At 65.5% G+C, this 26,289-nt stretch carries 24 protein-coding genes, 1 other RNA gene and 1 pseudogene; 6 read left to right on the top strand and 20 right to left on the bottom strand.

What is annotated here, in order from left to right; all coding sequences use genetic code 11:
• Positions 1-8 precede the first annotated feature (8 nt).
• From QQ25_RS10510 to QQ25_RS10485, 6 genes and pseudogenes are all read right to left on the bottom strand, one after another.
• On the bottom strand, positions 9-359 hold the full coding sequence (locus tag QQ25_RS10510) for a hypothetical protein (protein ID WP_039317927.1): 351 nt from the start codon (positions 357-359) through the stop codon (positions 9-11).
• A gap of 194 nt (positions 360-553) precedes the next feature.
• Positions 554-1,129 (bottom strand): annotated as a pseudogene (locus QQ25_RS10505) (hypothetical protein); the annotation flags it as partial.
• A 72-nt stretch (positions 1,130-1,201) separates the two neighbouring features.
• Entirely contained in the window at positions 1,202-1,762 is a 561-nt protein-coding gene (locus tag QQ25_RS31330) for a chorismate mutase (RefSeq protein WP_052235738.1), read from the bottom strand.
• On the bottom strand, positions 1,759-2,757 hold the full coding sequence (locus tag QQ25_RS31325) for an LmeA family phospholipid-binding protein (protein ID WP_234711886.1): 999 nt from the start codon (positions 2,755-2,757) through the stop codon (positions 1,759-1,761). The genes QQ25_RS31330 and QQ25_RS31325 overlap by 4 nt, the downstream gene beginning before the upstream one ends.
• Before the next feature lie 61 nt (positions 2,758-2,818).
• Entirely contained in the window at positions 2,819-3,985 is a 1,167-nt protein-coding gene (locus QQ25_RS10490) for a DUF7802 domain-containing protein (protein WP_039378535.1), read from the bottom strand.
• A complete protein-coding gene (locus QQ25_RS10485) occupies positions 3,978-4,928 on the bottom strand; it encodes a metal-dependent hydrolase (RefSeq protein ID WP_039317919.1) in 951 nt (316 codons plus the stop codon). Before QQ25_RS10485 ends, QQ25_RS10490 begins: the two co-directional genes overlap by 8 nt.
• Before the next feature lie 132 nt (positions 4,929-5,060).
• Here QQ25_RS10485 and QQ25_RS10480 point away from each other — a divergent pair, with 132 nt between their 5' ends.
• The gene (locus tag QQ25_RS10480) at positions 5,061-5,678 is read left to right on the top strand and encodes a TetR/AcrR family transcriptional regulator (protein WP_039317916.1); all 618 of its coding nucleotides are present in this window, start codon (positions 5,061-5,063) and stop codon (positions 5,676-5,678) included.
• Here QQ25_RS10480 and QQ25_RS10475 read toward each other — a convergent pair.
• Both QQ25_RS10475 and QQ25_RS10470 read right to left on the bottom strand, forming a co-directional pair.
• Positions 5,623-6,636 (bottom strand): alpha/beta fold hydrolase, encoded by a 1,014-nt coding sequence (locus QQ25_RS10475; RefSeq protein ID WP_039378533.1) that lies wholly within the window; start codon positions 6,634-6,636, stop codon positions 5,623-5,625. The two genes, QQ25_RS10480 and QQ25_RS10475, sit on opposite strands and share 56 nt — an antisense overlap.
• An 18-nt stretch (positions 6,637-6,654) precedes the next feature.
• On the bottom strand, positions 6,655-8,415 hold the full coding sequence (locus QQ25_RS10470) for an N-acyl-D-amino-acid deacylase family protein (protein ID WP_039317912.1): 1,761 nt from the start codon (positions 8,413-8,415) through the stop codon (positions 6,655-6,657).
• A gap of 101 nt (positions 8,416-8,516) precedes the next feature.
• Here QQ25_RS10470 and QQ25_RS10465 point away from each other — a divergent pair, with 101 nt between their 5' ends.
• Complete coding sequence (locus QQ25_RS10465; RefSeq protein ID WP_039378532.1) at positions 8,517-9,854, top strand: aromatic ring-hydroxylating oxygenase subunit alpha; 1,338 nt, start codon at positions 8,517-8,519, stop codon at positions 9,852-9,854.
• On the top strand, positions 9,851-10,504 hold the full coding sequence (locus QQ25_RS10460) for a TetR/AcrR family transcriptional regulator (protein ID WP_039317907.1): 654 nt from the start codon (positions 9,851-9,853) through the stop codon (positions 10,502-10,504). Before QQ25_RS10465 ends, QQ25_RS10460 begins: the two co-directional genes overlap by 4 nt.
• On the opposite strand, the gene QQ25_RS10455 is transcribed toward QQ25_RS10460, so the two are convergent.
• From QQ25_RS10455 to QQ25_RS10445, 3 genes are all read right to left on the bottom strand, one after another.
• Positions 10,476-11,909, bottom strand: coding sequence for a glycoside hydrolase family 183 protein (locus QQ25_RS10455; RefSeq protein WP_039317904.1), 1,434 nt, complete (start codon positions 11,907-11,909; stop codon positions 10,476-10,478). The two genes, QQ25_RS10460 and QQ25_RS10455, sit on opposite strands and share 29 nt — an antisense overlap.
• 511 nt (positions 11,910-12,420) lie before the next feature.
• Positions 12,421-15,261, bottom strand: coding sequence for an MMPL/RND family transporter (locus tag QQ25_RS10450; RefSeq protein ID WP_039378530.1), 2,841 nt, complete (start codon positions 15,259-15,261; stop codon positions 12,421-12,423).
• 176 nt (positions 15,262-15,437) lie between these two features.
• Complete coding sequence (locus QQ25_RS10445; protein WP_039378528.1) at positions 15,438-16,166, bottom strand: YwaF family protein; 729 nt, start codon at positions 16,164-16,166, stop codon at positions 15,438-15,440.
• Positions 16,167-16,305: 139 nt separating this feature from the next.
• Between QQ25_RS10445 and QQ25_RS10440 the strand changes: the two genes are divergently transcribed.
• Positions 16,306-17,541, top strand: coding sequence for a sensor histidine kinase (locus tag QQ25_RS10440; RefSeq protein WP_039378527.1), 1,236 nt, complete (start codon positions 16,306-16,308; stop codon positions 17,539-17,541).
• 7 nt (positions 17,542-17,548) lie between these two features.
• Here the strand turns inward: QQ25_RS10440 and QQ25_RS10435 are convergent, their stop codons facing one another.
• Entirely contained in the window at positions 17,549-18,460 is a 912-nt protein-coding gene (locus tag QQ25_RS10435) for a cutinase family protein (protein ID WP_039317893.1), read from the bottom strand.
• A gap of 285 nt (positions 18,461-18,745) precedes the next feature.
• Between QQ25_RS10435 and QQ25_RS10430 the strand changes: the two genes are divergently transcribed.
• Positions 18,746-19,093 (top strand): hypothetical protein, encoded by a 348-nt coding sequence (locus QQ25_RS10430; protein WP_131546145.1) that lies wholly within the window; start codon positions 18,746-18,748, stop codon positions 19,091-19,093.
• 52 nt (positions 19,094-19,145) lie between these two features.
• Here QQ25_RS10430 and ssrA read toward each other — a convergent pair.
• From ssrA to prfB, 7 genes are all read right to left on the bottom strand, one after another.
• Positions 19,146-19,514, bottom strand: a transfer-messenger RNA (tmRNA) gene (ssrA, locus tag QQ25_RS30120).
• 112 nt (positions 19,515-19,626) lie between these two features.
• Positions 19,627-20,118: an SsrA-binding protein SmpB gene (smpB, locus tag QQ25_RS10425; protein ID WP_039317887.1), complete on the bottom strand. Its 492-nt coding sequence runs from the start codon at positions 20,116-20,118 to the stop codon at positions 19,627-19,629.
• Between the two features lie 10 nt (positions 20,119-20,128).
• The gene (ftsX, locus tag QQ25_RS10420) at positions 20,129-21,025 is read right to left on the bottom strand and encodes a permease-like cell division protein FtsX (protein ID WP_039317884.1); all 897 of its coding nucleotides are present in this window, start codon (positions 21,023-21,025) and stop codon (positions 20,129-20,131) included.
• Entirely contained in the window at positions 21,026-21,715 is a 690-nt protein-coding gene (gene ftsE, locus QQ25_RS10415) for a cell division ATP-binding protein FtsE (protein WP_003881403.1), read from the bottom strand. It abuts the gene before it with no gap.
• A 45-nt stretch (positions 21,716-21,760) separates the two neighbouring features.
• Entirely contained in the window at positions 21,761-22,273 is a 513-nt protein-coding gene (locus QQ25_RS10410; RefSeq protein WP_052235736.1) for an Rv3103c family proline-rich protein, read from the bottom strand.
• Positions 22,270-23,247, bottom strand: coding sequence for a mechanosensitive ion channel family protein (locus tag QQ25_RS10405; protein ID WP_039378524.1), 978 nt, complete (start codon positions 23,245-23,247; stop codon positions 22,270-22,272). Before QQ25_RS10405 ends, QQ25_RS10410 begins: the two co-directional genes overlap by 4 nt.
• 6 nt (positions 23,248-23,253) lie before the next feature.
• Entirely contained in the window at positions 23,254-24,372 is a 1,119-nt protein-coding gene (gene prfB / locus QQ25_RS10400; protein WP_029106640.1) for a peptide chain release factor 2, read from the bottom strand.
• Positions 24,373-24,521: 149 nt separating this feature from the next.
• Here prfB and QQ25_RS10395 point away from each other — a divergent pair, with 149 nt between their 5' ends.
• Complete coding sequence (locus QQ25_RS10395; protein ID WP_039378523.1) at positions 24,522-25,892, top strand: FAD-dependent oxidoreductase; 1,371 nt, start codon at positions 24,522-24,524, stop codon at positions 25,890-25,892.
• Positions 25,893-25,907: 15 nt separating this feature from the next.
• On the opposite strand, the gene QQ25_RS10390 is transcribed toward QQ25_RS10395, so the two are convergent.
• Positions 25,908-26,276, bottom strand: coding sequence for a hypothetical protein (locus QQ25_RS10390; RefSeq protein ID WP_039378521.1), 369 nt, complete (start codon positions 26,274-26,276; stop codon positions 25,908-25,910).
• Between the last annotated feature and the right edge of the window lie 13 nt (positions 26,277-26,289).

Here is a 26,289-nt window from a genome sequence, read left to right as displayed (position 1 = left end):
CCGGCCCGTCACACCGACAGCAGCCGCTGGAAGAAATCGCGGTACCTCGTGAGAGCGACACGGAGATCTTCGGTGGACGCCTTCTCGCCACGGGACCATTGCGCCTCGAGCCGCGAACGGGTGTCGGCGAAACTCGCGGTGAGCTCTTCGACGACCTCCGCCACAAGGTTGTCCGCTCTCTGCACGCACTCCTTCGGATCGTCGACGAAGGCCGCCTGGATGTCATTCCACCGCGAGTGCAATCCCGACCGATGCTCGTCGGCGAACAACAACGTGTTGTCCTCGGTGAGCGCCCCGGCCGGCGCACCTGAAGCTGCGTCGCGCGCCGGTGTCGATATCTGCTCGTCATGGGTCGTCATGCTCGCGCCTCCTTCGGCGAATCCGTACCGGCGTCGTTCGAACGGGCATTGTTCGCACGGGCATCGTTCGGTCGGGCCTCGTTCGGTCGGGCCTCGTTCGTACGGGCCTCGTGTTTGCCGGCGTCGCGCTCGGCCCCGGCCTCAGGCTGGGCTTCGTGTTCCAGCCGGCCTCCACGTTCTTCTGGCACCCCGCGTTCTTCTGGCACCCCGCGTTCTTCGGGCGCCTCGTGCCCGGCCCCGACCAACTGCTCGAACAGCGCGCGATAGTGGACCAGCGCCTCACGTTGGGCCTCCGTGCCGATGTCGCCCTGCTCCTGAGCGGCGTGCAGGATGTGCGCGGCGCGGTAGTGCTCCACCACCTTGGGGTGATCGACAGAGATGTCAGCCGCGCGTTGCTCGAAATCGTCTACCGGATAACCGCGTTCGCGCATCACCTCGGTGACGAGACGATCAGCTTCACTGACGGACTTCGCCGGGTTGTCGACGAAGCCGGCCTGCGTCGCCGCCCACGCCTCGACGTATCGCACCCGGGATCCCGGCGTCAACTCGGCGATGTCCAGCTTGTCGTGCTTCCGTTTGCGCGCGATGAGCTCCCGCTCCGCCGCACGTTGACCACCGGCGGTTTCTACGGCGTGCTCATACTCCGGGCCGAACTCTTCTTTGAGCCGTTCACTGCGCTTCTGACGCATCATCGATGCGGCCACGACCACCGCGAGCAGCACGATGACCGCGACAACCACAGCGATGACGATCCAACTCCATGTAGGCATTTCCAGACCTCCTGCGGCCAGGAGTACCCGCAGTGGGTCTACAGAAACGTCAATACTGGAGCGCCGCCGCGGTCAGCGGCAGTAGGACCTGGTGGCGTAGTCCAGTGCCCGGCGGAACAGCGGATCCAGCTTTCGTGCCGTGGCCACCGCATCGACGGCGTCCGCCAGGTCGGCCCGGCAGGCCGGTGAGTGCAGGACGAGCCATCGGCCGGCGATCTCGTCCACCATCGTGTGGTTGAGCGTGTCGATCGTCGACCTGGATGCCGCGAGGTCGGGCGCGGTCACCGGAGCCGTCGCCGGATCCAGCTTCCATTGCGAGAACAGGCCGTACTCCACTGCGACGGTCGCGTCGATCTGATCACGAAACACGCCGCTGACGTAGGCCGGATCGATGTGGCGGCCGGCGGCTTCGGCCATGGTGGCGTCGATGACCTGTTGCTCGCGACGCGGGTCCTCGATCGGCCCACCGGTACGGAACTTGTTGGCGGCCACCGAGTCCGCCGTCTGCAGACGCTGCGCGGCCGCATCGACCAGTGGCAGTAACGGACTGGGAGGTTCGGCCCGCGCGACCGGCACGATAAACAGCGCCGCGAACGTGAGCGCACCGGCCGCTGCGGCTCGGCTCTTGGTCACAGCTTCGAGAAGCAGGCGTCGTCGGATTCGTCGTTCGGAATGGCCGCGTTCTGGCTCGAGAACTTGCCCACCACGCCGGTGTCGGTCACCGCGACGCTGTCCGCGTGGATGCCCAGCGGGTAGGCATCGTTCAGCTTCGAGGTGAGGCTGTCGAGGGCCGCCTGCACGGTGTCTTTCTCGAAGGGCCCGCTGACATCGATGACCTGCAGATCCAGATTCCCGTTGTCCACCACCGGCTTCGCCGTGACCTCGGTGTCCCCCACGGCCTGCAGGGTGATGGTGCCCGCGGCCGGGTCGGTGCTCACGTCGGAGACCAGCGCACCGACGCCGGGCAGGTTCTCGGCCACCGTGTCCTTGATACCGGCCGATGTCCAACTCAGGGTGGCGCTCAATGATCCGATGGTGCCCTTGGAATCCTCGGTGCCCTGCAACCGGATGTCGGAGAGCGCCACATCGGCCGTCATCCCCTTCGCTGCCTGCACCTGCTTGCCGCCGGTCTTGACCGAGATGTTGGTGTAGTGCCCGTTGACGTGCTGCCAAAGGAATGGCGGATTGACCCCGAACGAGACCGAGGCACTGTCCTCCACAACGCATTCGGCGACCGCCACGAGTACCGAGTCGGCCTTGTGCCGGGCGTACAGTTCCGCACCGGTCAGGCCGATCACCACAACCGCCACCGCGACGACCGCGATGAGGATGATCGCCTGCGGGCTGCGCCATCGTGAGGACGGCTTGCCCGGCTCGGGAGCGGTAGCCCTTGGGCCGGCGGGCGGATGCTGCGGCGGCGGTCCTGCCGGGCGAGGAGCCATGGGTGGAGGCGGCCGCATGATCTTCTGGGTTGCCGCATCGGGTGGCTGGTGGCGGGCGCGGATCTGTTCGGTGGGTGCCTCGGATCGTCCCGGGCGGGGCAGCCGCCGAGTGGCCGGGTCGGGAGGCGGCACGGGGCCGCGGCCTTGCCGGCCGGGGTCGCCGGGGCGTTGCGGCGGTGTCGGCACCTCCGCATTCTGCCTCATCACCCCGGCGCTCAGCTGTGTGCCGCGCCTGTGGATTCTCTCCTCATTCCTGGTCGCCCGCGGCACCCGAAGGCACCGATTCGGGCTGTTGTTGCAGGCCGGCGGGATTTACGGTGGCCGCCGCGGCGATCGACAGTCCCGCGATCACCAGGCAGATCACGGTGTAGACCAGGCTGCCGGTGGGATCGCCGTCCATGGTGACCCCGTCGACCGCCCCGAAGTAGGCCGGCAGTGCCGTCAGCCACAGGACGGTCATGACCGCCAGGTAGACCGTCGCGTAGCGCAGGATGAGCGGGTTCGTGTAGCGCACGGTCGTCGGGTCGCGATCCTTGCGCAGGGTCGACCATTGACCCACGAGCACCGGGATAGCCACAACGGTGAGCACGACGAGTTCGGCGGCGTAGACGACGCCTCCGACGGTTGTGCTGCCCGAGATCGTCGCGGCCAGCGTGGCGGGCAGGGGCAGGATCGCGGTTCCGATGGACGCCAACACACCGACGACGATGGTGCGGCCCACCAGCTGCAACCCGCTGAAGGTCTTGCCGTCCTGGACATGGCGCCCGACGAAGAGCTGCACACAGAAGGCCAGCGACATCGGCCACAGCGCGGCGAACACCACCACGCTGGGCAGCGGCACCGAATCGAAGAACGGCTGGTTCATCGGATGATCGAGCGTCCACTCCCACCACCGCAGCTGCGGCCCGAGGTGGTCGAAGATCTCGTAGAACGCGTGATGGACGAAGCCGACGCAGATCGCTCCGACCAGGACACCGCGCCGGCGGAACACCCCGAGGATCCGGACGATCTCGTAGGCCACGGTGGCCATCATCGGGTAGATCGCCACGATGTACAGCGGGAGCCTGCCCCACAGGAAGTCCACGGTGAACACGTTGTGCGCGAACATCGTGTCGACGTGTTCGCTGATCCCGAACGCGCCGGGGAAATACAACGGCGGCTCGATGATCAGCAGATAGGCGATGGCGCCGAACCACAGCACCAGGTTGGTCGGATCGTTGTGCCGCCGCAGCCGCACGATCGCGTACACCAGGGCCAGCACCGCACCGACGATCACGGTGATCTCGAGCACCGGCAACGTCCAGTTCTCCAGCCCGAACGGGTTACGGAACTCGACCAACCCGCCGGCGGTGTCGCACGAAAAGCCCAGGCGCTGAGCCAAACCCGAGAAGGTCGGGGTACACAGATCAGACATCGGCGGTATCCGCCCTCTGGGCCGGGGCCTTGTCGGCGGTGTACCACTGGGTGACTTCGTAGCCGTCCTCGTAACGCTGGAACCACTCGTCGGCCAGTGCCGGCAGCTTCTCATGGGCAGGATTGTGGCCCGGGACCTGGCTGCGCACCACACCGGAGAGGGCGGTCAGCATCTCGCGCACCGGCAGGTGGGCGAAGGCGTTCGCCACCGGCCCGTCGTACGGGGTCTTGGTGAACGGAAGCTTTTGCAGCAGAGCCTTTTTGCGCGCCTGCATGCCGAACATCGACATCGCGTCGATCTGGCGTTCCTCCAGCGGAACATGCTTGTTGAAGCCTTCGCAGGCCACCTTGAGCACGGCCCAGACGTGTTTGAAGATCGACGGCGCGACGCGCATGCGGTACCACGGATCGTCGGCCACCGCGTCGTAGATGATCAGGGCCGAGCTGCGGTGCTCGACCTCTTCGACGAAGTGCCACAGGAACAGTGACGCCACCCGGTCGTCCCCCGGTGCGAACAGCGTGTCGTCATGGTCGAGCATCAGCTTGAACACCGGCGTGAACGTCGCCTCCAGATCGGCGGTGTAGGCCAACCGGTACTTCAGCGGCGTCTCGGCCGTCAGGTCGTCGAACGCCTTGACCACCTCGTCGAGGGTCTCCTTGAGGCCCGGGTACGTCTTGATCAGTCCCTTGGCGTGCTGACGGTGGGCCATCGCGTGCTGGCCTTCCTGCCGGACGAAGGCCTGGGCCTCCTCGGCCACCGCCGGATCGGTGATGTAGGGCATGGCCTCGGTGATCATGTGGCCGATCATCTTCTCGAATGCGATGGCCAGGAACGACACCGCGTTGGCCATCGACGAGAACGCCGGGTTGGCCTCGTTCCACAGGAACGGGACGCGGTGGTCCGCGAACGCGAACCTCATCTTGCGCACGATCAGATCCGTCATCGCCTGCCACCTCGCTTGTCCGAGCAATCATACAAAGTACGTCTTAGTTGTATGATTACTACACGCGGATGCGGCCCGTCAACGGCGGGTGGCGATATCCTGCATGAATGTCGGTGGCCAGGAGTCCGGACCATGGCGCGTAGGCGCGGGTGGGACGGGCGGCCGCCCAGCAGCGACGAGGAAGCCTCCGAGCGCATCGTGGCCGCCGCGGTGCAGCTGATCGCCGATACCGGCACCAGCATCAGCATCGCCGACGTCGCGGCATCGCTCGGCGTCATCCGCCAGACCGTCTACCGCTACTTCCCCACCGCCGAATCCCTGATGCATGCGGCGGCCATCGCCACGGTCGACGGATTTCTCGATCGGCTCGCCGAGAGTGTGCGTGGCATCACCGATCCCGCCGAGGCGATGACCGAAGGCGTCATGTTCACCCTGGAGGAAGTCGCCCGCACACCGCACCTGCGCATCATGCTGTCCGGGCCGCAGGCCGCAGCCAGTTCGGTCAACGTCGCCTCCGATGAAGGCCAAGCTTTCGGTATGCGGATGATCACGCGATTCGACGTCGACTGGGAGAAGTACGGGTACGACGAATCATCCCTGCGAGACCTGGTCGAGTTCACGTTGCGCACGATGCTCTCGTTCTTCGTCGCTCCGAACGAGCCCTCCCGCAGCCCCGAGGAATTGCGGCGCTTCGTCAGACGCTGGCTGGGCGGGGCGATTCTGGCGCAGCCGACCGATGATTCGCGATGACGTCACCGAACACCGCGGGCAGCAGCCGGTTGAAGATGTCGGCACGCTCCCACTGCAGGAAGTGACCGGCGCCCGGAACCACGAGCGGCCCAATCCGATTGAGAAACGCCCGCTCGCAGCGTGGGACGAAATCCTCACCGACCACATGATCGTCGGGACCGTACAGCACCAACGTGGGTACCTCGACCGCATCCATCAGTGGGATGTCGGACATGGCGCGACCATAGGCGAGTTGGTAGGACGCCCAGCCGGCACGTAGTCGCGCCTCGTCGGTGAACGGCTCGGTCATGAAATCCACGTCGGACTGCGTGAACGCATACGCCGAGCCCCACAACCGATTGGTGTACATCGCCGCCACCCACTGCCTGCGCGCCTCGGGTGTAGGCAGCATCGCTGCGAGTTCATCGGGGAACGCGCCCTGCATCCACCGGTAATCGCCGGTGGGATCGGCCGCACCGCCCACCGACGCCGGGTGCTGCGAACCGATTCCCGAATAGTCGACGGCCATGGGCGGCACCGTGTTGAAAACACAGAACCGCGTGACGAATCCGGGAAACCGGTGGATCAGATCGGTGCTCACGACCGCACCGACATCACTCGCGGCGATCAGGCAGGACTCGTGCCCCAGCCGGTCATGCACCAACGCGTACAGGTCGCGCGAGTACGTGACGATGTCGTGCTGATCACCGGACGGAATCGCGCTGTCGCCCATACCGCGCAGGTCCGGGGCGATGACCTCGAAACCGGCTGCGGCCAGAGCCTCGATGTTGCGCCACCAGATCCGCTTGGTCTCGGGATAGCCGTGCACCAGCAGCAGCGGCACGCCGCCGATGCCTTCCCGGACGAACGCCAGCGAAACGCCTTCGGCGACAACGGCAGTGTGAACGGTGAACGCGTCAGCGCCCGGCGCCTGAGGTTGCGCCGGACGGTGACGCGGATCGTAACGGAAATCCGCCATGACGAAAGATTCTGCCGGTCAGCGGGTCCCGCGCACCAGCCGGCCCGGACGGGCCCCGGTGTCGGCGCCGTGGCGGCGGGTCACCGTGCCGCTGACGATCGTCGCATCGTAACCACTTGCCCCCTGCACCAACCGCTTCCCACCCGCGGGCAGGTCGTAGGCCATCCTCGGCGCGTGCAAGGTCAGCGCGTCGAGGTCGATGACGTTGAGATCGGCCTTCTTGCCCACGGAGATCACGCCACGGTCCGACATCCCGTACAGCTGGGCGGTGTCGTGCGACTGCTTGCGGATGACGTATTCCAAGGGCAGCTTCTCGCCGCGATGACGGTCGCGCGCCCAATGCGTCAGCAGGAACGTCGGATACGAGGCATCGCAGATCATGCTGCAGTGCGCGCCACCGTCGGACAGGCCCAGCACGCCGGCCGGATGGGTGAGCATCTCGCGGATGGCATCGTGATTGCCGTCGGAGTAGTTGAACATCGGGTACATCAGCATGGCACCGGCATCAGCCTCGAGCATCAGGTCGTACATCGCGGTCAGCGGGTCGACGCCGCGCCGCTCGGCGATCGCCGCGACGGTGCGCTCAACAGTCGGCTCGTAGTCCGGCGGTTCCCCGATGTGGTACAGCCGGTTTGCCGCGTGCTGCGCCAGCATGAACATGCCGTCGAACAGCTTGTTCGGGTCGATCGGCAGGTCTTCCTCGGCCAGGATCGCGGCGCGCACCTTGGGATCCGCGAGCCGCTCGGCCAGCTCCTCGCGGGTGCATTCCGCTTGCAGGCGCCGGTACGTCGGGCGGTGGGTAAAGGCGTGGTGGCCCGGGAAGCCCAGCAACATGCCGAACGGCCGCGCCGCCACCTGCGGGAACAACCGGCTGCCGGCCTGGTGCGCCGCAGCCGACAGATCGAGCTGCTCACGCCACAGATTGGGGTCGGCGTCGACCTGGATCAGGGCGAAGCTGAGCGCGCAGTCGATCTCCTCGCCCAGGCGACGCATCCAATCGAGTTCTTTCTTGGGTGCGACGATGTCCTCGCCCGCAGCACCCTGCGGAGCCAGCTCGAAAACCGCTGCTCCACCAGCTGCAGTGGCCCGACCCAGGGCAAACAACTCGTCCTCTGCGGCGTACGTGCCGGGTACCGGCTCGCCGTCCATGGCGGTGTGCGCGATGGTGCGTGACGACGAAAAGCCAAGCGCGCCTGCCTCGATGGCCTCCTGCACCAATTTCGCCATGGCCTTGATGTCATCAGGGTTGGCCGGTTCATTGCGGGCGCCGCGCTCCCCCATCGCGTAAGCCCGGACCGCGCCGTGGGCGATCTGAGTACCCATGTCGACGGCCAACTCGCGCTGTCCGATCACGTCCAGATACTCGCCGAAGGTCTCCCAACCCCAGGTGATGCCCTCGGTCAGCGCCGTGCCGGGAATGTCCTCGACGCCCTCCATCAAGGAGATCAGCCACTCCTCCTGACCGGGCCGCACGGGCGCGAATCCGACCCCGCAGTTACCCGCCACCACGGTCGTGACGCCGTGATTGCTGGACGGTTCGAGCACGGCGTCCCAGCTCACCTGTCCGTCGTAGTGAGTATGGATGTCGACGAATCCGGGTGCGACGATTCTGCCGGTGGCATCGATGGTTTCGCCCGCATCACCGGCCAGTGCGGGGTCGTTGGGACCGCGACGGTGGACCTCGACGATCTTCCCGTCCTTGATCGCGACGTCGGCGGTGAACCGGTCGGCGCCGGTCCCGTCGACAACCGTGCCGCCGGTGATTTTGAGATCGAACACGTTTCTGCTCCCTTGAGGCGTTCAGGCCGCTACGGTGGCAATGTAACACCGTTACAGAACCGCCGTGCCGAGTTTTCGATCTTCGCACCGGGAGGAATTTGATGTCCCTGAGCTCCACCCGTAACGACAGCCCGAGACGGACCGACGCGATCGGCGATCCACCACAGCGCCCCACCCTGGTGCCGGCCGATCGGTACTACTCACCGGCATTCGCCCGACTGGAAGTGGAACGCATGTGGCCACGCGTGTGGCAGGCGGCGTGCACGGTGGACCACGTGGCCGAGGCGGGCGACTACTTCGAATACCGTTGCGGCCCATACTCGGTGCTGATCGTCCGGGACGACGACGGCGCGTTGCGCGCCTTCCAGAACGCCTGCCGCCATCGCGGCAACGCCCTGTGCACCGGCGCCGGGTCGTCACTGCGGGAACTGAAATGCGGTTACCACGGCTGGACCTGGGACCTGGCCGGAGCACTCAAGCGGATCCCGAACCGCAAAGGATTCGGATCCGTGCACATGTCCGAATTCCCGCTGGCACCGGTGCGGGTCGACACCTGGGAGCGTCTGGTCTTCGTCAACCTCGACATGTCCGCCATGCCGCTGGCAGACTACCTGGAGGCCGTCCCCGGCGACATCGCCTGGTGTGGACTAGGCGACTTCCGTTGCTACGCAACGATGACCATCGACGTCGATGCCAACTGGAAGACCATCGCCGACGGGTACAGCGAGACCTATCACGTCCAGACCCTGCACCCCGAACTGCACCGGTGCATGGACGATGTGTACGCACCGCAGACGATCTGGGGCCACACAGGCAAATCCGAATCCCTATACGGAGTTCCGAGCCCCCGACTGGCCGACGCGCTGAGCGACGAAGAGGTGTGGGACGCCTACGTGTGCACGCAAGGTCCGCTGATGGGCGTCGCCGAAGGCACACCGTTCCCCCGTGACCGGCAGTCTCCCGGCCAGACCGTCGCCGACGTGATCGCCACGCAGATCAAGGAATTCGCGGCCGGACGCGGGGTGGACATCGGCTGGGCCGACACCGACCAGGTGATGTGCCTGCACCAGTACAACATCTTCCCCAACCTGACCCTGCTGGCCAGCGCCGACCATCTGACCGTGATGACGTCGTTGCCCGGGCCCGATCCCGACCGGGGACAGCTCGTGATGACACTGATGACCCGCATGCCGCCGCACGCCCCCCGCGTCAGGCCGACCGACGTTCGGTTGGCTGCCGACGAGGCCCACCCGGGCGTGGTGATGAGCCAGGACCTCGCCGTGCTGTCCGGACTGCAGCGTGGATTGCATCAGCCGGCGATCACCCACCTGACCCTGTCCGCCGAGGAGCGCAGAATCATCAACATGCACCGCAACCTTGAGCGCTATCTCGATCTCCCCGAATCCGAGCGAATGTCCGCAGCAGAAGTCGGCGGATGACGCCCAAACCCAAGACGGTCAACGCCGACGTCATCCTCGACGCGGCGGCCGACCTCATCGAATCCGATGGGGTGGAAGCGTTCTCGATGCGGATGCTCGCCGAGCGCATCGGCGTGGCCGTCACGTCGATCTACTGGCACATCGGCGGCCGCGACGCACTCTTCGACAGCTTGGTCGACCGCCTGCTGACCGAGATGGCCGGCCTGCCGATGGAGGGCGACACCCCCGTGGACCGGATTGCCTCGCTTGCGCGTAACCAGCGCAGTCTGCTGATCCGCCGCCAGCACCTCCTGGCGATCGCCCATGAGCGGGACCGCACGCCGATGTTGTTCCTGCCGGTCCAGCAGAAGCTGGCCGCCGAACTCGCCGGGGCGGGGATCACCGGCACGCACGCCGCACTGGTGTTACGAGCCGTACAGGTACACGTGACGGCCTCTGCGGTGATGCTGTTCTCGGCTGTGCGCGGTCCTCAACACCAGGAGGAGGACCCGTCGCTGTGGACCGCCGACTGGCCCGATCAGGCGCTCGTCGCGGCCCTGCAGTCACCCACCGACTACGACGCGGTGTTCGAGTACGGCCTCGACGCGATGCTGGCTCCGCTGGCACAGGTCAACGGTCGGGTCAGGGCAGCACGGTCTTCATCAACATGACGTTGTAGGCCGACCACAACGACAGGTTGTAATACAGCTCCTTGCCCGTCGACCACGGATGCAGATACGGCGCGTAGATGCCGCCGGGGATCTGCGACGAGGGCGCGATCAACTGCTCGGGCCCCCACGGCCCCTGTGGCGCCGGCGCGGTCCGCATCACCACATCGTTGGCACCGTTGCCGTACAGCACCAGATACTGCTTGAGATACGTGTTGTACTGCGCCGACATCTCGCTCACCGGACCCGGGATCACCGGGGTCGCGGCGGCCGGATTGGCCGGCACCCAGGCGTTGTTGTCGGCATTCCAGTATTCGTATTTCGTCAGGTCCGGGATGAGTCCCGGAGCCACCCGTGCCAGATACGCCGAGCCGCCGCGTCCGTTCGGCGTACCGAACGTGTAGATGTACGGATCACCCGGGCCGGGTTTGAGGAATGCGCCCATCTGGAAGTTCTCGTTGCCGCCGCCGGGCGGACGGATGGTGCCCGGGTAGACGCCCCAGTTCTCGCCGTTGTCCGGCGACATCGCGATCGCCGAGAAGTTGGTCGACCACGCCCCCGGACTGTCCCAGTTCCGGATCGACATGAAGTTCAGATACTGGTTGCGACCGACCGCGATTCCCGCTGTCGGGATGATCCCGGTCTCCTCCGGCGCCCGGCCGATGCTGTTGACGATCTGCTTGGAGATGCCCTGCCGCCACACCGGCGAACCCGAATACTTGTTGTTGACCACACCGTCGGGCACGGCGACCGTGTTCGAGAGCGCACCGTCCGTGCTGCGGAACAACGCGTTGTACCGCCACTGCTTGCCGGGAATACCGCAATATCCGTTGGTGTCGCCGAAGGCCATCAGCACCTGGCGGTTCACCGGGTCTCCGTTGTCCCACATGATCCCGAGGTCGGTCCCGGTGATGGCGAAGCGCTTGATGGTCTGGTTGGGGCTGTCCGGGCCGGTCACCCATCCCACGATCGACGTGCCCGGCGGTGCCCCCGGCGCCGGTTGCGCTGCGGGGGCCGGGGCGGCCGCTGCCGGCTCCGGAGCCGGCTGTGCCACATTCGGGACAGGTTGGGCACCACCGGGATTGGGTGCGGGTACCACTGCCGCTTTTTGCCTGACCTGCCCGGTGTTCGGGATCAGCGCCTTGAGGATGGCCAGCGGCAACTGGCCGAGTTTGGGCAGCGGCGCCCGGTCATTCGCGCCCACCGGCATGTGCCCGATGGGGCGGTTGAGGGGCGCCAGCCTCGAGGGTTTGGGGATCTGAAAGGCCTGATGCGCGAGAGGTTGCGCGGCCGCGGCAGCGCCTTCGCAGGGTTCAGCCGATGCCGACGGCGCCACGCCGACGGCGACGACGAGTCCGATTGCGGCCGCCGCTGCCATCGTCGAAGTAGGTCGAGGACGTCGCGACATGTCACACCTTCCCAATACAGGGACGTCGACATGACGTCACAGTTGGCTGATGTGACGTTAGTGATCAATGTTGCCGATGTGGCCACTGATGCACTGATAGGTATCGTCCCGTGACCGTGTCGCAACCAGACCGGCGTGTTGCTTTTCCCCCCGTCACGCGAGAACCTGACAGGCCCGGCAACGTTGCGCTCATCGGTTGCCCACCCGCGCTGAACTGCCGCGAAAGCCGTTGACACAAGCCTGGGGCGCGCGCTGTTTTGAAAGGTTGACCGCGGTTCGCGTGCCGGACCCAGCGAATCTGGTTACGGTGGGCAGTGGTGGAACTATCGAAACGAGCGAGAGGCATCACCATGGCAGGAACATTCGATCCGAAAAAGGGCGGCAAATTCGAGCCGACCACCAAGGCCAAGCCGCCGCCACCGCCGCGGCCTGGCGGCAACAAGAAGTAGTCAGACGAAACTGCCCACGTGCAAGCGTTGTTCGCGAGCACGTGGGCAGTTTCGTTCGGCGGTCAGCTACGCACGGCTTCCAGCCGCCGCTTGGACGCCGCCGACTGGATGGCCTGCGGCCACCAGAACCACCGCCCCAGCAGCGCCGCGATCGCAGGGGTCATGAAGGACCGCACGATGAGGGTGTCGAACAGCAGGCCGAGCGCGATGGTGGTGCCGACCTGTGCCATGACCTTGAGATCGCTGAACGCGAACGACGCCATGGTGAACGCGAACACCAGGCCCGCCGAGGTCACCACCGAACCCGTTCCCGCCATCGCCCGGATGATGCCGGTCTTCAGGCCACCGGCGAGTTCTTCCTTGAACCGCGACACCAACAACAGGTTGTAGTCGGAACCGACGGCCAACAGCAGGATCACCGACATCGCCAACACCATCCAGTGCAATTCCAGACCGAGCAGGTGTTGCCAGACGAGCACGGACAATCCGAACGACGCACCGAGGGACAGCAGCACCGTACCGACGATCACCGCTGCCGCCACCACACTGCGCGTGATGAGCAGCATGATGATGAAAATCAGTGACACCGCTGAGATTCCGGCAATCAGCAGGTCGTAGAAGGAACCGTCCCGCATGTCCTTGTAGGTGGCCGCGGTGCCCGCCAGGTAGATCTTGGAACCTTCCAGCGGCGTGCCCTTGAGCGCTTCCTTGGCCGCCAACTTGATGGGATCCACATGGTCGACGCCCTCGGGCGTCGCGGGATCGCCCTCATGACTGATGATGAACCGCACCGACTTTCCGTCGGGCGAGATGAAGTTCTTCATGCCGCGCTTGAAGTCCTTGTTGTCGAAGGCTTCCGGCGGTAGATAGAACGTATCGTCGTTGCGGGCCTCGTCGAAGGCCTTGCCCATCGCCGTCGAATTCTCCTGCATGGCGGCCATCTGATCCTGTTGGCCGGCCTGCGTGGAGCGCTGCGTCAGCATCATCGTCTTCATGGTCTTCATGGACTCGATCTGCTGGGGCATCAGCGCGACCAACTGCGGCATCAACGTGTCGAGCCGCTCCATGTCGGGCAGGAGCTTCTGAATGTCGTCGGTCATGGTGTCGACACCGTCAAGGGTGTCGAAGATCGACCGGATCGACCAGCACACCGGGATGTCGGCGCAGTGCGGCTCCCAGTAGAAGTAGTTGCGGATGGGGCGCAGCCAGTCGTCGAAATCCGATATGTTGTCCCGTAATTCGGCGATGTCGATCGTCATCGCCTTCATCTTGGTCACCATCGAGTGCGTGGTGTCGGCCATCTCCTGAGTCAGCCGCGCCGTCTCCTCCAGAGTGTCGATGGACTTCTGCATCTCGTCGGCCTGGACCAGCATGTCGGCCATCCGGTCCTGCTGGTACTTCCGGTTCATCGTGTTGGTGGTGCCCTGCCGACTGAGCAGGAACGGGATGCTGGTGTGCTCGATCGGGCGACCGTTCGGCCGGGTGATGGCCTGCACCCGGGAGACTCCGGGCACCCGGACCACACCCTTTGCGATCCGGTCGATGATCAGGAAGTCGGCGGGGTTCCGCAGATCGTGGTCGGCCTCGATCATCAGTAGTTCGGGGTTCATCCGGGCGGCGCTGAAATGCCGTTCGGCAGCGGCGTATCCGAGATTGGCCGGCAGATCGGACGGCAGGTATTTCCGGGCGTCGTAATTGGTCTTGTAGCCCGGCAACGTGAGCAGGCCGACGAGCGCCAGCCCCAACGTCGCGGCCAGGATCGGGCCGGGCCACCGCACCACCGTGATGCCGACGCGACGCCACCCCCGCGACCGGATGCTGCGCTTGGGCTCGAAACGGCCGAACCGGCTGCCGATCACGATGACCGCCGGGCCCATCGTCAACGCGGCGATCACCGCGACGAACGTGCCCACCGCGCACGGCACACCCATGGTCTGGAAATAGGGCAGGCGGGTGAAACTCAGACACAGCATCGCGCCGGCGATCGTCATACCCGAACCGAGCACCACATGCGAGGTGCCACGGAACATCGTGTAGTACGCGGTTTCCCGGTCTTCGCCTGCGCCGCGCGCTTCTTGATAGCGGCCGATCGCGAAGATCGCATAGTCGGTTCCCGCCGCGATGACCATCAACGTCAGGAGGTTGACCGCGAAGGTGGACAGGCCGATCACCCCGGTGTGGGCCAGGAACGCCACGATGCCGCGCGCCGCGCCGAGCTCCATGAACACCATGAGCAGCACCAGGATCATGGTGGCCACCGACCGGTAGACGATCAGCAGCATCACCGCGATCACCACGAGCGTGATGGCGGTGACCCGGGCGACGCTCTTGTCGCCGGCATGGTGCTGATCGGAAACGAGCGGAGCCCCGCCGGTCACGTACACCTTGATGCCGGCCGGAGGTGACGACTGCCCGACGATGTCACGTACCGCGGCCACCGAATCGTTGGCCAGCGTTTCGCCCTGATTGCCCCGCAGGTACACCTGGACATAGGCGGACTTGCCGTCGTTGCTCTGTGCGCCCGAGGCCGTCAGCGGATCGCCCCAGAAGTCGGCCACGTGCTGCACGTGGGCGGTGTCCGCTTCGAGCTGGTCGACGATGCCGTCGTAATAGTGGTGCGCGTCGTCGCCCAGTGGGGCTTCGCCCTCCAGCACCACCATCGCCGTGCTGTCGGAGTCGAACTCTTGGAAGTCGCTGCCGATCTTGCGCATGGCGATCATCGCCGGCGCGTCTTTCGCGCTCAGCCCGACGGTGTTCTCCTCGCCGACCTTCTCAAGCGGTGGGACGAGAGTGTTGGTCAGGATGGTCAGGGCCACCCAGCCGAGCACTATGGGCAGGGCCAGCCGGCGAATGAACCGGGCGATGCCCGATCCGTTCTGCGTGCCGGCGCCGTGACTGCTCATCGAACGCCCGCGCGTATAGGTGATGCCTTGGTCTGCACAACCCGCCCCTTCGATCAGGCCACTGTCGCCCGGTGGGACAGGTCGCAAGCGATACACATTCGCGAACGCGCGTAATATACCTAGCCCGTCAAAGTGTTCGTGTCAATAATCACTTCGCACGTCGACGGACAGCTATTTCACAGTTGCGGGGCGCCGGCCGTCAGTCGGTGCCGTGCCCGTTCCCACGGCCAGGTCATCAGTGCCCACACCATCAGCACGATCGCCACCTCCGCCGCCAGATACACCGGCCACGGGCCCAATAGATCCAGCAGGGACGCGGTGGGAGGCTTCCGGTTGAGATAGCCGTAATTGGTTCCGGTGACCACGTTGAAGGTGAACGTGGCTGCCGCCCAGACCAGGGTTGCGATCACCGCGAAGGCGTAGTCGCGCCACCGCGGTCGCATACCTCTACCCCACGTGAGATAGACGGCGGCCAGCACGACGAGCACGTGAAGCGTGAAGAACGTGACGAAGAGGTGGTGGGGAAAGTCCGGAGCCCCCTCCTTCGGCGTTCCGATATCCGGCGTGATCAATGCCTGCGAGCTGAGCACCAGGCCCCAGTAATAGGTGAGGACGAAGGCCCAATGCCGTTGCGACCACAAGGCATACGCGGCTGCCAGTTCAGCGAGATCACACAGTTGCAGCGGTACCGACGTGTCGATCGTGGGATCGACCAACTTGTAGACCAGCGCCACGATGAACGCCCCGATGAGCAGAACCGCCAGGACACGGCCCAAGGTGCGGGCCTGCGCCTCGGTCTGCCGACGGCCGATCACGACCAGCAGCGCGGCAGCCGTCACGAACACCGCCAACACGACCAAGTGCGACGGGCCGTATGCCGAAAACTCACGCTGCGCAGAGAACATGTCGATCAACTCCCCGTTTCGTCGCAGGGACCGCTATCCATGATGGCAGGCCACGTCGGGAAACTTCATCAACCCACCTCAGGACACGATCGAACCGCCCTATACTCCTGCCGAACCCTGCGTTTGGCGGGAGTCGAGAATGGTCGGGCACGCAGCGGCAACGGCTTTGGGGCGTTACTCCCAGGGCGCAGCTTTTCGCGGGCTGCTGCTGCAATTCGCCCTGCGGATCGTGTTGGTGGCGTTCATCTTCTTCGCGTTGTTCCTGCAACCGCCCGAAACCTACCGCTGGCCATACGGGCTCGTCTGGATCGGCTACATCGCGGCGATCGCAGGTTGGGGCTTCTGGGCGCTGCGGCCGTCGAATCCGGCCGGGATCGAGGCCCGGCGCTCGGTCGCGCTGCTCATGTTGTTCGCGGATGTCGCTGTGGTGTCGATACTTTCGGTCGAATCGGGCCTCAGCTCACCGAACACCTGGACCTCCGATGTGCTCCACTACGGCTTGTTTCTGGTCCCACTGATCGCGGCGGCTCAGCTCGATCCGTTCGTGAGTGCGGTGATCGCCGTCCCCACAGTGGCCGCATACGTCGTTGTGCTGTGGGTAAACCAGGCGGCCAACGGAGATGAGCCGTGGGGTTCGATCCTCACGACCACCGGACTCCTGTTCGGATTGGCAGCAGGGTCGGTCACGCTGTCGTGGATCCAGAAATCGAAAGAGCAGACGATCGCCGGGTTGGCCCAGGAACGCAGTCACCTGCTCGAAGAAATCGTCATCCTCGAAAAGCGCGAAAGACAAACCCTTTCCGAACGGCTACACGATGGAGCGCTGCAGTATGTCCTGGCCTCACGCCGGGAGATGGAAGAGGTGCGAGAGGGATCCGCCGAATCGATGGACCGGGTCGACATGGCGCTCGGCGAGTGCTCGCGGCTGCTTCGCGACGTGGTGCGTGAATTGCATCCCGAAGTGCTTGCCCGCGCCGGGCTCAGGGCTGCCATCACCTCGCTGGCCGACGGCATCGCGGCACGCACCGACCTTGCCGTCCACCTGGACTTCGACAATTGGCCCGACGACTTGCGAACCGACGCCGATCACCTGCTCTACAGCGCTGCGCGTGAGTTTTCGACGAACGCGATCAAGCATGCCAAAGCCGACAACCTGAGGTTCACCCTGCAACGGTCGAACGGACGCGCCACGCTGTGCGTCGCCGACGACGGCGTGGGCATTGAACCGGAGCGCCTCGCGCTGAGCGTCGAAACCGGTCACATCGGTTTCGCGTCGATTCGGGCCAAGGTGTTGGCCCTCGGTGGCGTGCTGGACGTTCACGATGCCCGCGGCACCGAGATCGCGATCTCGCTGCCGTCGCAGGCAGCGGTCTGAAAACCGCTCAGATCCATCCGATTTCGGAGGGCGATGACGTGGGGCCGGGTGTCGACGGGCCAGACCCGGGTGGCTGCTGCCCGTACCCGGGTGACTGTGGGCTGTACGCGGGTGACGGACCGTGCAGGGAAGTATCAGGCCCAGGCACGGGGCCGTACTGCGGCACTGGGCCGGAACCCGGCAGCGGGCCGAACTCAGGCAGCTGACCGTAATCGGGTAGCGCCGGCCCGTACCCGGGCAGCGTTTGACCGGACCCGGCCAGCAGCTTGGAGGCGACGAAAGCCGCTGCCTGGGTGGTGTACACGGGGACGTAGCCCTCGGTGTGCCCACTCCACTCATTGCCCTGACCCTCATGACAGATCGGGTCGCTCGGGTTACACAGGTCGATCGCCTTGGAACCGAACAGTGCGCTCTGGGTTGCAATCGTTTGCTTGGTGCGGGTGCCCACGTCGCCGAAGGTAGTGATCGCCGCGACGTTGTCCGCATACTCGGGCGGCAGCGAATCGCCCCACTTGATGCCACCCAGCGGGTTGCCGGCCACGATGTTGATCACGCTCGCACCCTGCGAATAGCCGCCGAGCACGATCTGCGTGTCGGGGCACGAGGACAGCGTGGACTTGATGTGGGAAATCGCGTCTTTGGCGCCGTCACCACCGTGCAGCTGCAGCTTGCTGGCCTTGTAGTTCACCGCATAGGTGGCGATGTTCATGCCCACGGCCTGCTTGCGCAGGGACTCGACCAGTGCGTCACCGACCCGGCCCATACCCGGCGGCTCATCGGTGCCGCGCGCGAAGACGACCTCGACGTCAGCACAGTCGGCGGCCGACGCCGACGGCGGCGCGATCAGGGCGACCACCGGGCCGCCGAAGGTGAGAAGTGCAGTAGCGCCAAGCCCGACCCAGCGACCACCTGACCGCACACTGCCCCTCCCCGGGGTGTGTTTGCGGCAAGAAAACATGTCTCAACCTAACCCGTATCCCCGACGGATCAACATCAATGCCTGGATGGCCGCCGGCGATGTCGCTGCGAGATGCTGAAGGCAAGCCGAAACGGGGCCTCTCAATTGCCTCGTCTCGATGTGCTCAGGCCCGTGAATGGCCAGCCGCGTAGAGCTCCAAATGTGAGGTAGTCGTCTACCCCATCCCTGCGTGGGCACCCGACCGAAGATGTGATGCGAGGGGCCGCGATGAGCAAAGGAGGCAACATGAACAGCACCAACGTCCTGAAACGGGCAGTCGTTGGGGTGACGACAGCTGTCGTGATGTCTGGTTTGAGCCTGGCGGGTGTGACGCTGGCGGGTACCGCGCAGGCCCGGCCGACCTGGTGCCCGGGGGATCCCAGGCCGGCCGCGGCGCCGTGGCCCGACTTCGACTGGTCGTCCTGTTACGAGTACAGCGGAGCAGGCGGTCGGTACGGCTGGATCGACTTGGGCACCGGCATCTTCCATCCCATGCCCCTGGATATTCCGCCCACCCCGCCGCCGCCGAATCCGCCGGAATGCATCGGCTTCTTCCCGCTTCCCGGGGCAGACCCGTCACATTGCGTGATATGAGGAGGCAACGATAAAGGCCCAGGTCTGAGGGTTACTCAGACCTGGGCTTTTGTCGTGGAGCTGCCGGGAATTGAACCCGGGTCCTACGGCATGTCCTCGAGGCTTCTCCGTGCGCAGTTCGCTGTGTCTCTACTCGGATCTCTCAGTCACGCGAACAAGCCGAGATGACGATCCCAGTCGCTGTTTGGTGTCCCCATGGGTTCCGCGACCGAACCCGTGGGTGGGTCCCTCTAGCTGATGCCAGGGTCCGGGCCGAGGGCGCTCCCGGTCTGACAGACACGCAGTCGCTTAGGCAGCGAGTGCGTAGTCGCGCTGATTGGAATCGGCGCTTAATTGGTTGCAACGACGCTTACGGTGGTCTCTTGCCTGCACCGGCACGCTTCCCTTGATTCGATGCGCGAAGTCGAAACCGATCAGCCCCTCGCATCCCTGCCGACTTTCGGCAGGACAGTCAATGGTACGCCAGACTCAACTGCCGATGCCAAGTCATTATTCCGCGGTATTTTCGAGTCGCTCGCGACCGCTGAACGTGCTCAGGACATGCCCTTGGCGCGGCGGCCCAACTCGCGCGTGATCTCGCGGTCGGCGTCCCGTTTGGCCAGGTCCTGACGTTTGTCGTGGGCCTGCTTGCCGCGGGCCAGCGCCAGCTCGACCTTGACCTTGCCGTCGGAGAAGTACATCGACAGCGGCACCAGCGTCAGGTTGCCGTCGCGGATCTTGCCGATCAGGTTGTCGATCTGGCTGCGGTGCAGTAGCAGCTTGCGGTTGCGCCGCGGCGCGTGGTTGGTCCAGGTGCCGTGGTGATACTCCGCGATGTGCACGTTGCGCAGCCAGATCTCGCCGTCGTCGACGGTGGCGAACGCGTCGGCCAGCGACGCCTGGCCTTCACGCAGACTCTTGACCTCGGTGCCCATCAGCGCGATGCCGGCCTCGTAGGTGTCGAGGATCATGTAGTTGTGCCGCGCCTTGCGATTGCTGGCCACAATCTGCTTATTGCCGGCGGGGCTGGATTTCTTGGTCGCCACTAGCTCACGATTACCTTCGGATGTAGAGCCGCAGTGTCACGTACGCGGTAACCCCGGACATCGCCAGACCGAGGAACAGCATCCATGGTGCGCTGAAGTAGAGGACGTCAGCGTAGTCGACCCTGGCAATCAAATTCGACTGATAAAACTGGTCGAGCGCTTTCTCCAGGAACACCGCTCTGACCACGATCAATCCCACGATCGCGATCACCACACCGATCAGGGCCGCGATCATCGCCTCCACCAGGAACGGCAGCTGCGTGTACCAGCGGGTGGCACCGACCAGGCGCATGATGCCGATCTCGGTGCGCCGCGTGTAGGCGGCCACCTGGACCATGTTGGCGATCAGCAGCACCGCACCGATCGCCTGCACCAGCGCCACCGCGAACGCGACGCTACTGAGCCCGTCGAGCACGGCGAACAAACGGTCGATGAGGTCCTTCTGGTTCAGCACGTTGAGGACACCGGGCTGGCCCTGCATCGCCTTGTCGAACGCCTCGTGCTGCTCGGGGTCGTTGAGCTTGACGATGAACGACGCCGGGAACGCATCCTTGCCCGCCACGTCCTTGTACTGCGGGAACTTCTTGATCGCGTCCTCGTAGGCCTGGTCGCGGTTGAGGAAGCTCAGCGAGCGCACGTCATCGCGGTCGTCGATCATGCGATACAGCGCCTTGCACGCTTCGGCGTCGCAGGTGGGGTCGTTGGCGGAGATGTCGTCGGTCAGGAACACCTGGCTCTCGACACGGTCCAGGTAGATGTCACGAGACTGGTCGGCCAGCCGCACCACCAACAGACCGCCACCGAACAACCCGATCGAGATCGCGGTGGTCAGGATCATCGCCACCGTCATCGTGACGTTGCGACGAAGCCCGGTCAGAACTTCATTGACGAGAAAGCCGAAGCGCACTTAGCGATCCATTCCGTAGACGCCGCGCTGCTCATCACGGATCAGCCGGCCGAGTTCGAGTTCGACGACCCGCTGACGCATGGAGTCGACGATGTGATGGTCGTGGGTGGCCATCAGCACCGTGGTTCCGGTGCGGTTGATCCGTTCCAGCAGATCCATGATGTCCTTGCTGGTCTCGGGATCCAAGTTGCCGGTTGGCTCGTCGGCGATCAGGACCAGCGGGCGGTTGACGAAGGCCCGCGCGATGGCGACGCGCTGCTGCTCGCCACCGGAAAGTTCGCTCGGCAGCCGGTTGGCCTTGCCGGACAGACCGACCATCTCCAGCACATCCGGGACAACGCGGTTGATCACCTCGCCGCGCTTGCCGATCACCTCGAGGGCGAACGCCACGTTCTCGAACACGGTCTTCTGCTGCAGCAGCCGGAAGTCCTGGAAGACGCAGCCGATGACCTGACGCAGGTTGGGGACGTGCCGGCCGGCGAGCTTGTTGACGTGGAACTTGGAAACCCGGATGTCACCCGAGGTGGGCGTCTCGGCTGCCAGGAGCAGCCGCATGAACGTCGACTTGCCCGAACCCGACGGTCCGATCAGGAAGACGAACTCACCCTTGTCGATTTTCAACGAGACGTCGTCGAGCGCGGGGCGCGCCGAAGACTTGTAGTGCTTCGTCACGTGGTCGAGGGTGATCATCACGGCACGCCAGTGTAGCGGGGCAAGCGCATCGAGCAGGTCAGGCTATCGCGGCAAGGTCGGTGCCACCGGCTCCTGGCCGGGTTGCTGCTGCTCGACCGGGGGGCCGGGGGCCGGCGCGGGGAACACCGGCAACGTGATCGGCGGAAGCAGGCCGGGACCATCCGGATCGACGACCGTCGTGCGCGGAGCCCCCGGCGGCGTCGTCGTGGTGGGACTGGTGGTGGTCTCGGTCGTCTCCGGCATCTCGGTCGTCGTCATGGTCGTCGGAGGCGTGGTCTCGGTCGTCTCCGGGGTCTCGGTCGGCGTCGTCGAGCGCGGAGTCTGCAGCTTGGTACGCGGCACCCAGGTGTATTCGGGATCGGGCACGAATCCGGGCGGCACCACCTGGGTGTCCGGCGACTGCGGGGCGGCCTCCTTGGGGCGGTACTCCTGTTGCACCCACGACAGCGCGACGAACGCGACAAGCAGCACCACGGTCGACGTGCGGAGCCTGCCCACCCGGCTGCGCCACAATTTTTCTCCCGCGTCGACCACCCGGCTGAAGTCGAGTTTCACTTCTTCGGCTCCTGAGTCGATGCCGGGGGCGTCGCGACCGTCTCGGCGACGGCAGCCGGATGCATGACGTCGCCGGCCGCGGCGATCGACCCGTCCGACGATGTCACCACCCCGGCCCGCCGGAGCGCCCGCACCACCCGCACCCGCAACCGCCTGCCCACATCGAACTGTTTGCCCGGCAGGGTGCGCGCCACCATCCGCAGGTTCACGGTGTCGACTCCGATGCTCTCCACGCCCATCAGCTGCGGCTTGTCGAGCAGCAGCTTGGACAGCTCCCCGTCTTCGGCGGCCTTCTCGGCAACATCGTTGAGCACATCGTTGACCACGTTGAGGTCGGCACTCACCGATACCGGAATGTCGACCACCGCGCGCGCCCAGTCCTTCGACAGATTCAGCGATTTGACGATCTGTCCGTTGGGCACGGTGAACATCTCGCCTTCGGAGGACCGCAGCTTGGTGACCCGGAGCGTGACGTCCTCGACCGTGCCCTCTGCCTCGTTGGCCGCGGCGATCGTCAGTCGGACGAGATCACCGAAGCCGTACTGCTTCTCGGTGATGATGAAGAAGCCGGCGAGCAGGTCCTGCACGATGCGCTGGGCGCCGAAACCGAGGGCGGCGCCGAGCACCGCGGCCGGGGCGACCAGGGATGCGATGGGCACCGCGAGCGCGTCGGTGACCTCGACCAGCACGATGATGAACAGCACCGCCACCGACACCCAGGAGATCACCGAGGCGACGGCTTGCCGGTGCTTGGCGCTCTCCGAACGCACCAACTGGTCGCTTTCCTGGTACTCGGCGTCGATGCGGCGCACCACCCGTTGGGCGGCCCAGTTGATGAAGCGCGCGGCGAGCAGGCCGCCGATGAGCAGCAGCGCGATTCGCAGACCGGTGGTCAGGATCCATACGCCGATCTCGCCGTGCCAGAAATCGTGCCAGCGGTCGGCGAGGGCAAGGGCGAGCACGGTTTCAGTCATCGTCAATCAGTCGTCGTCGTCTTTTCGGTTGCGCCACCTGATCCCCGCTTCCAGGAATCCGTCGATGTCTCCGTCCAGGACGGTGGCCGGATTGCCGACCTCGTACTCGGTACGCAGGTCTTTCACCATCTGATAGGGATGCAGGACATAGGACCGCATCTGGTTACCCCAGGAGCTGCCGCCGTCCCCCTTGAGCGCGTCCATCTCGGCGCGCTCCTCCAGCCGCTTGCGTTCCAGGAGGCGTGCCTGCAGGACCCGCATCGCCGCGACCTTGTTCTGCAGCTGCGACTTCTCGTTCTGACAGGTCACCACGATCCCGGTCGGGATGTGGGTGAGCCGGACGGCCGAGTCGGTGGTGTTCACCGACTGCCCGCCGGGACCGCTCGAGCGGTACACGTCGACGCGCAGGTCGCCTTCTGGAATCTCGATGTGGTCGGTCGTCTCCACCACCGGGAGCACCTCGACGTCGGCGAACGACGTCTGACGCCGGCTCTGGTTGTCGAAGGGACTGATGCGCACCAGCCGGTGCGTGCCCTGCTCGACCGAGAGAGTGCCGTAGGCGAACGGGGCGTGCACGGCGAAGGTCGCGCTCTTGATCCCGGCTTCCTCGGCGTAGGACGTGTCGAACACCTCGACGGGGTAGTCGTGCTTCTCGGCCCATCGGACATACATCCGCATCAGCATCTCGGCCCAGTCCGCGGCGTCGACGCCACCGGCGCCGGAGCGGATCGTGACGACGGCCTCACGCTCGTCGTACTCACCCGAGAGCAGGGTGCGGACCTCGAGGGTCTCGATCTCTTCGCGGAGCTTGGCGAGCTCGGCGTCGGCCTCGGCGAGGGCGTCGGAACCTTCTGCCCCCTCCTCCTCGGCGGCGAGTTCGAACAGCACCGGCAGGTCCTCGACACGCTGGCGTAGTTCCTGCACCCGGCGCAGTTCGCTCTGCGCATGCGAGAGCTCACTGGTGACTTTCTGCGCCCGCGACTGGTCGTCCCAGAGCTTCGGATCGGAGGCCTGCTGCTCGAGCATGTCGATCCGCTGGCGCAGGCCATCGATGTCGAGCACCCGCTCCACGGTTGTCAGGGTGGTGTCGAGTGCGGCTACGGCGGCTTGGCGGTCTGGATCCACGAATGTTCAGGGTACCCGGCGGCATTTCGGCGGCAGATCTCTCCGACTCGCGGCAGCGCGGACGTTCTGTGTTTAAAGTCGGTTGGTACCCGGCCCCGCAGCCCTGGGCGGGTACGTGACGGCTTTTCAAGCTCGTAGAAGGCAGGCGTATGCGCCCATATCATGTAGCGATCGTCGGCTCCGGCCCCTCGGGATTCTTTGCTGCCGCATCGTTACTGAAGTTTGCCGATTCGCCCGACTCCGATCGCGACGTGCGCGTCGACATGCTCGAGATGCTGCCGACCCCGTGGGGCCTGGTGCGTTCGGGAGTGGCGCCGGACCATCCGAAGATCAAGTCGATCAGCGCGCAGTTCGACAAGACCGCCGCCGATGCGCGGTTCCGGTTCTTCGGCAACATCAAGGTCGGCGAGCACGTCACGCCGGCTGAATTGGCGGACCACTACGACGCGGTGGTCTATGCCGTCGGCGCGCAATCCGACCGGGCGCTGCACATTCCCGGAGAAGAGTTGCCGGGCAGCGTGGCCGCGGTGGATTTCGTCGGCTGGTACAACGCCCATCCCCACTTCGACGGCATGGAGCCCAATTTGGCGGGCGGCCGGGCAGTGGTCGTCGGCAATGGCAACGTCGCCCTGGACGTGGCCCGCATCCTGGTCAGCGACCCAGAGGCGCTGGCCAACACCGATATCGCCGACCACGCGCTGGCCTCACTGGACACCCGAGGGGTGGAGGAGGTGGTCGTCATCGGCCGCCGCGGACCGCTGCAGGCGACGTTCACCACCCTGGAATTGCGTGAACTCGGCGATCTCGAGGCGTTGGGCGATGTCGACGTCATCCTCGACCCGGCCGATTTCGACGGAATCACCGACGCCGATCTGGAGGCGGCGAGCAAGACCGTCAAGCAGAACATCAAGGTGCTGCGAAAGTATGTCGAGCAGCAACCGCGAGAGGCCAAGCGGCGCATCGTGTTCCGCTTCTGCACCTCCCCCGTTGAATTGCGCGGTGAGGACCGGGTCGAGTCGATTGTGCTGGGCCGCAACCAACTTGTCCGCGACGCCGACGGGCGCGTGGTGGCGAAGGACACCGGGGACCGCGAGGAGTTGCCGGTCCAGCTGGTGGTGCGCGCGGTCGGGTACCGCGGGGTGCCGACACCGGGACTGCCGTTCGACGAACGCTCGGGAACGATTCCGCACACGAACGGACGCATCGACGGCAGCAGCAACGAGTACGTCGTCGGCTGGATCAAACGGGGGCCGTCGGGTGTGATCGGCAGCAACAAGAAGGATTCACAGGACACCATCGACACGTTGCTGGAAGATCTTCGCGCCAGCGGCGTCGACGAGCGAGGCCCCGAGTACGGTATCGAACTCGCCCAATGGCTGTTGGAACACCAGCCGAAGCTGGTCAGCGGCGAACACTGGCAGCTGATCGACGCTCATGAGCGCGCTGCCGGGGAGTCAGCCGGCAGGCCCCGCGTCAAGCTGGCCAGCGTGGCCGAATTGCTCCGGATCGCGCACGCCTGATCAGGCCGGCGGCCCTCAGGAGGTCCAGGGGCCCAGCGGTTCGTGTGGCTCCGGTCTCCCCGGCGGCCCGTCCGACGCGAAGGCCCATTTGTCCGGGTTGCCCGGCGAGTAGACCACGGGGAACAGCGCACCCATCGCCGGCCACTCGTTGACGTCGACAGCCATGCGCTGGTACACGACGTGCTCGTTGACGGTCGGCCCGGTGATGACGCCGGTGATGGTGACGTACTGCTCCCCCGTCGCGTCCGGGCGCGGGCTCACTCCCGTCACCAGCAACGTGCCGTGGGCCAGCTCACCGCGAATTCCGCGGCGCCGCATGATCCGTGGCGCCAGCAGCAGCGCGAGGGCTCCGACCAGCAGGAGGAGTATCCCGAATTCCAGCACCAGGCCATGGTAG

The organism is Mycolicibacterium setense, assembly GCF_000805385.1.
Classification (GTDB): Bacteria; Actinomycetota; Actinomycetes; order Mycobacteriales; family Mycobacteriaceae; genus Mycobacterium; species Mycobacterium setense.
The sequence above is the reverse complement of the archived record's forward strand: the minus strand, read 5'-3'. Positions and strand labels throughout refer to the sequence as shown.

Excerpts from the sequence above, each read along its gene's own strand:
- QQ25_RS10455 (WP_039317904.1), bottom strand. The coding sequence starts at position 11,909 with ATGTCGCGACGTCCTCGACCTACTTCGACGATGGCAGCGGCGGCCGCA.
- QQ25_RS10395 (WP_039378523.1), top strand. The coding sequence starts at position 24,522 with ATGCGCCCATATCATGTAGCGATCGTCGGCTCCGGCCCCTCGGGATTC.
- QQ25_RS10485 (WP_039317919.1), bottom strand. The coding sequence starts at position 4,928 with ATGACGGATCTGATCGTGCGCAAGATGAGGTTCGCGTTCGCGGACCAC.
- QQ25_RS10445 (WP_039378528.1), bottom strand. The coding sequence starts at position 16,166 with ATGTTCTCTGCGCAGCGTGAGTTTTCGGCATACGGCCCGTCGCACTTG.
- QQ25_RS10440 (WP_039378527.1), top strand. The coding sequence starts at position 16,306 with ATGGTCGGGCACGCAGCGGCAACGGCTTTGGGGCGTTACTCCCAGGGC.
- QQ25_RS10475 (WP_039378533.1), bottom strand. The coding sequence starts at position 6,636 with ATGGCGGATTTCCGTTACGATCCGCGTCACCGTCCGGCGCAACCTCAG.
- QQ25_RS10465 (WP_039378532.1), top strand. The coding sequence starts at position 8,517 with ATGTCCCTGAGCTCCACCCGTAACGACAGCCCGAGACGGACCGACGCG.
- QQ25_RS10430 (WP_131546145.1), top strand. The coding sequence starts at position 18,746 with ATGAACAGCACCAACGTCCTGAAACGGGCAGTCGTTGGGGTGACGACA.
- QQ25_RS10460 (WP_039317907.1), top strand. The coding sequence starts at position 9,851 with ATGACGCCCAAACCCAAGACGGTCAACGCCGACGTCATCCTCGACGCG.
- QQ25_RS10490 (WP_039378535.1), bottom strand. The coding sequence starts at position 3,985 with ATGTCTGATCTGTGTACCCCGACCTTCTCGGGTTTGGCTCAGCGCCTG.
- QQ25_RS10405 (WP_039378524.1), bottom strand. The coding sequence starts at position 23,247 with ATGACTGAAACCGTGCTCGCCCTTGCCCTCGCCGACCGCTGGCACGAT.
- ftsE (WP_003881403.1), bottom strand. The coding sequence starts at position 21,715 with ATGATCACCCTCGACCACGTGACGAAGCACTACAAGTCTTCGGCGCGC.
- QQ25_RS10480 (WP_039317916.1), top strand. The coding sequence starts at position 5,061 with ATGGCGCGTAGGCGCGGGTGGGACGGGCGGCCGCCCAGCAGCGACGAG.
- QQ25_RS10510 (WP_039317927.1), bottom strand. The coding sequence starts at position 359 with ATGACGACCCATGACGAGCAGATATCGACACCGGCGCGCGACGCAGCT.
- QQ25_RS10450 (WP_039378530.1), bottom strand. The coding sequence starts at position 15,261 with ATGAGCAGTCACGGCGCCGGCACGCAGAACGGATCGGGCATCGCCCGG.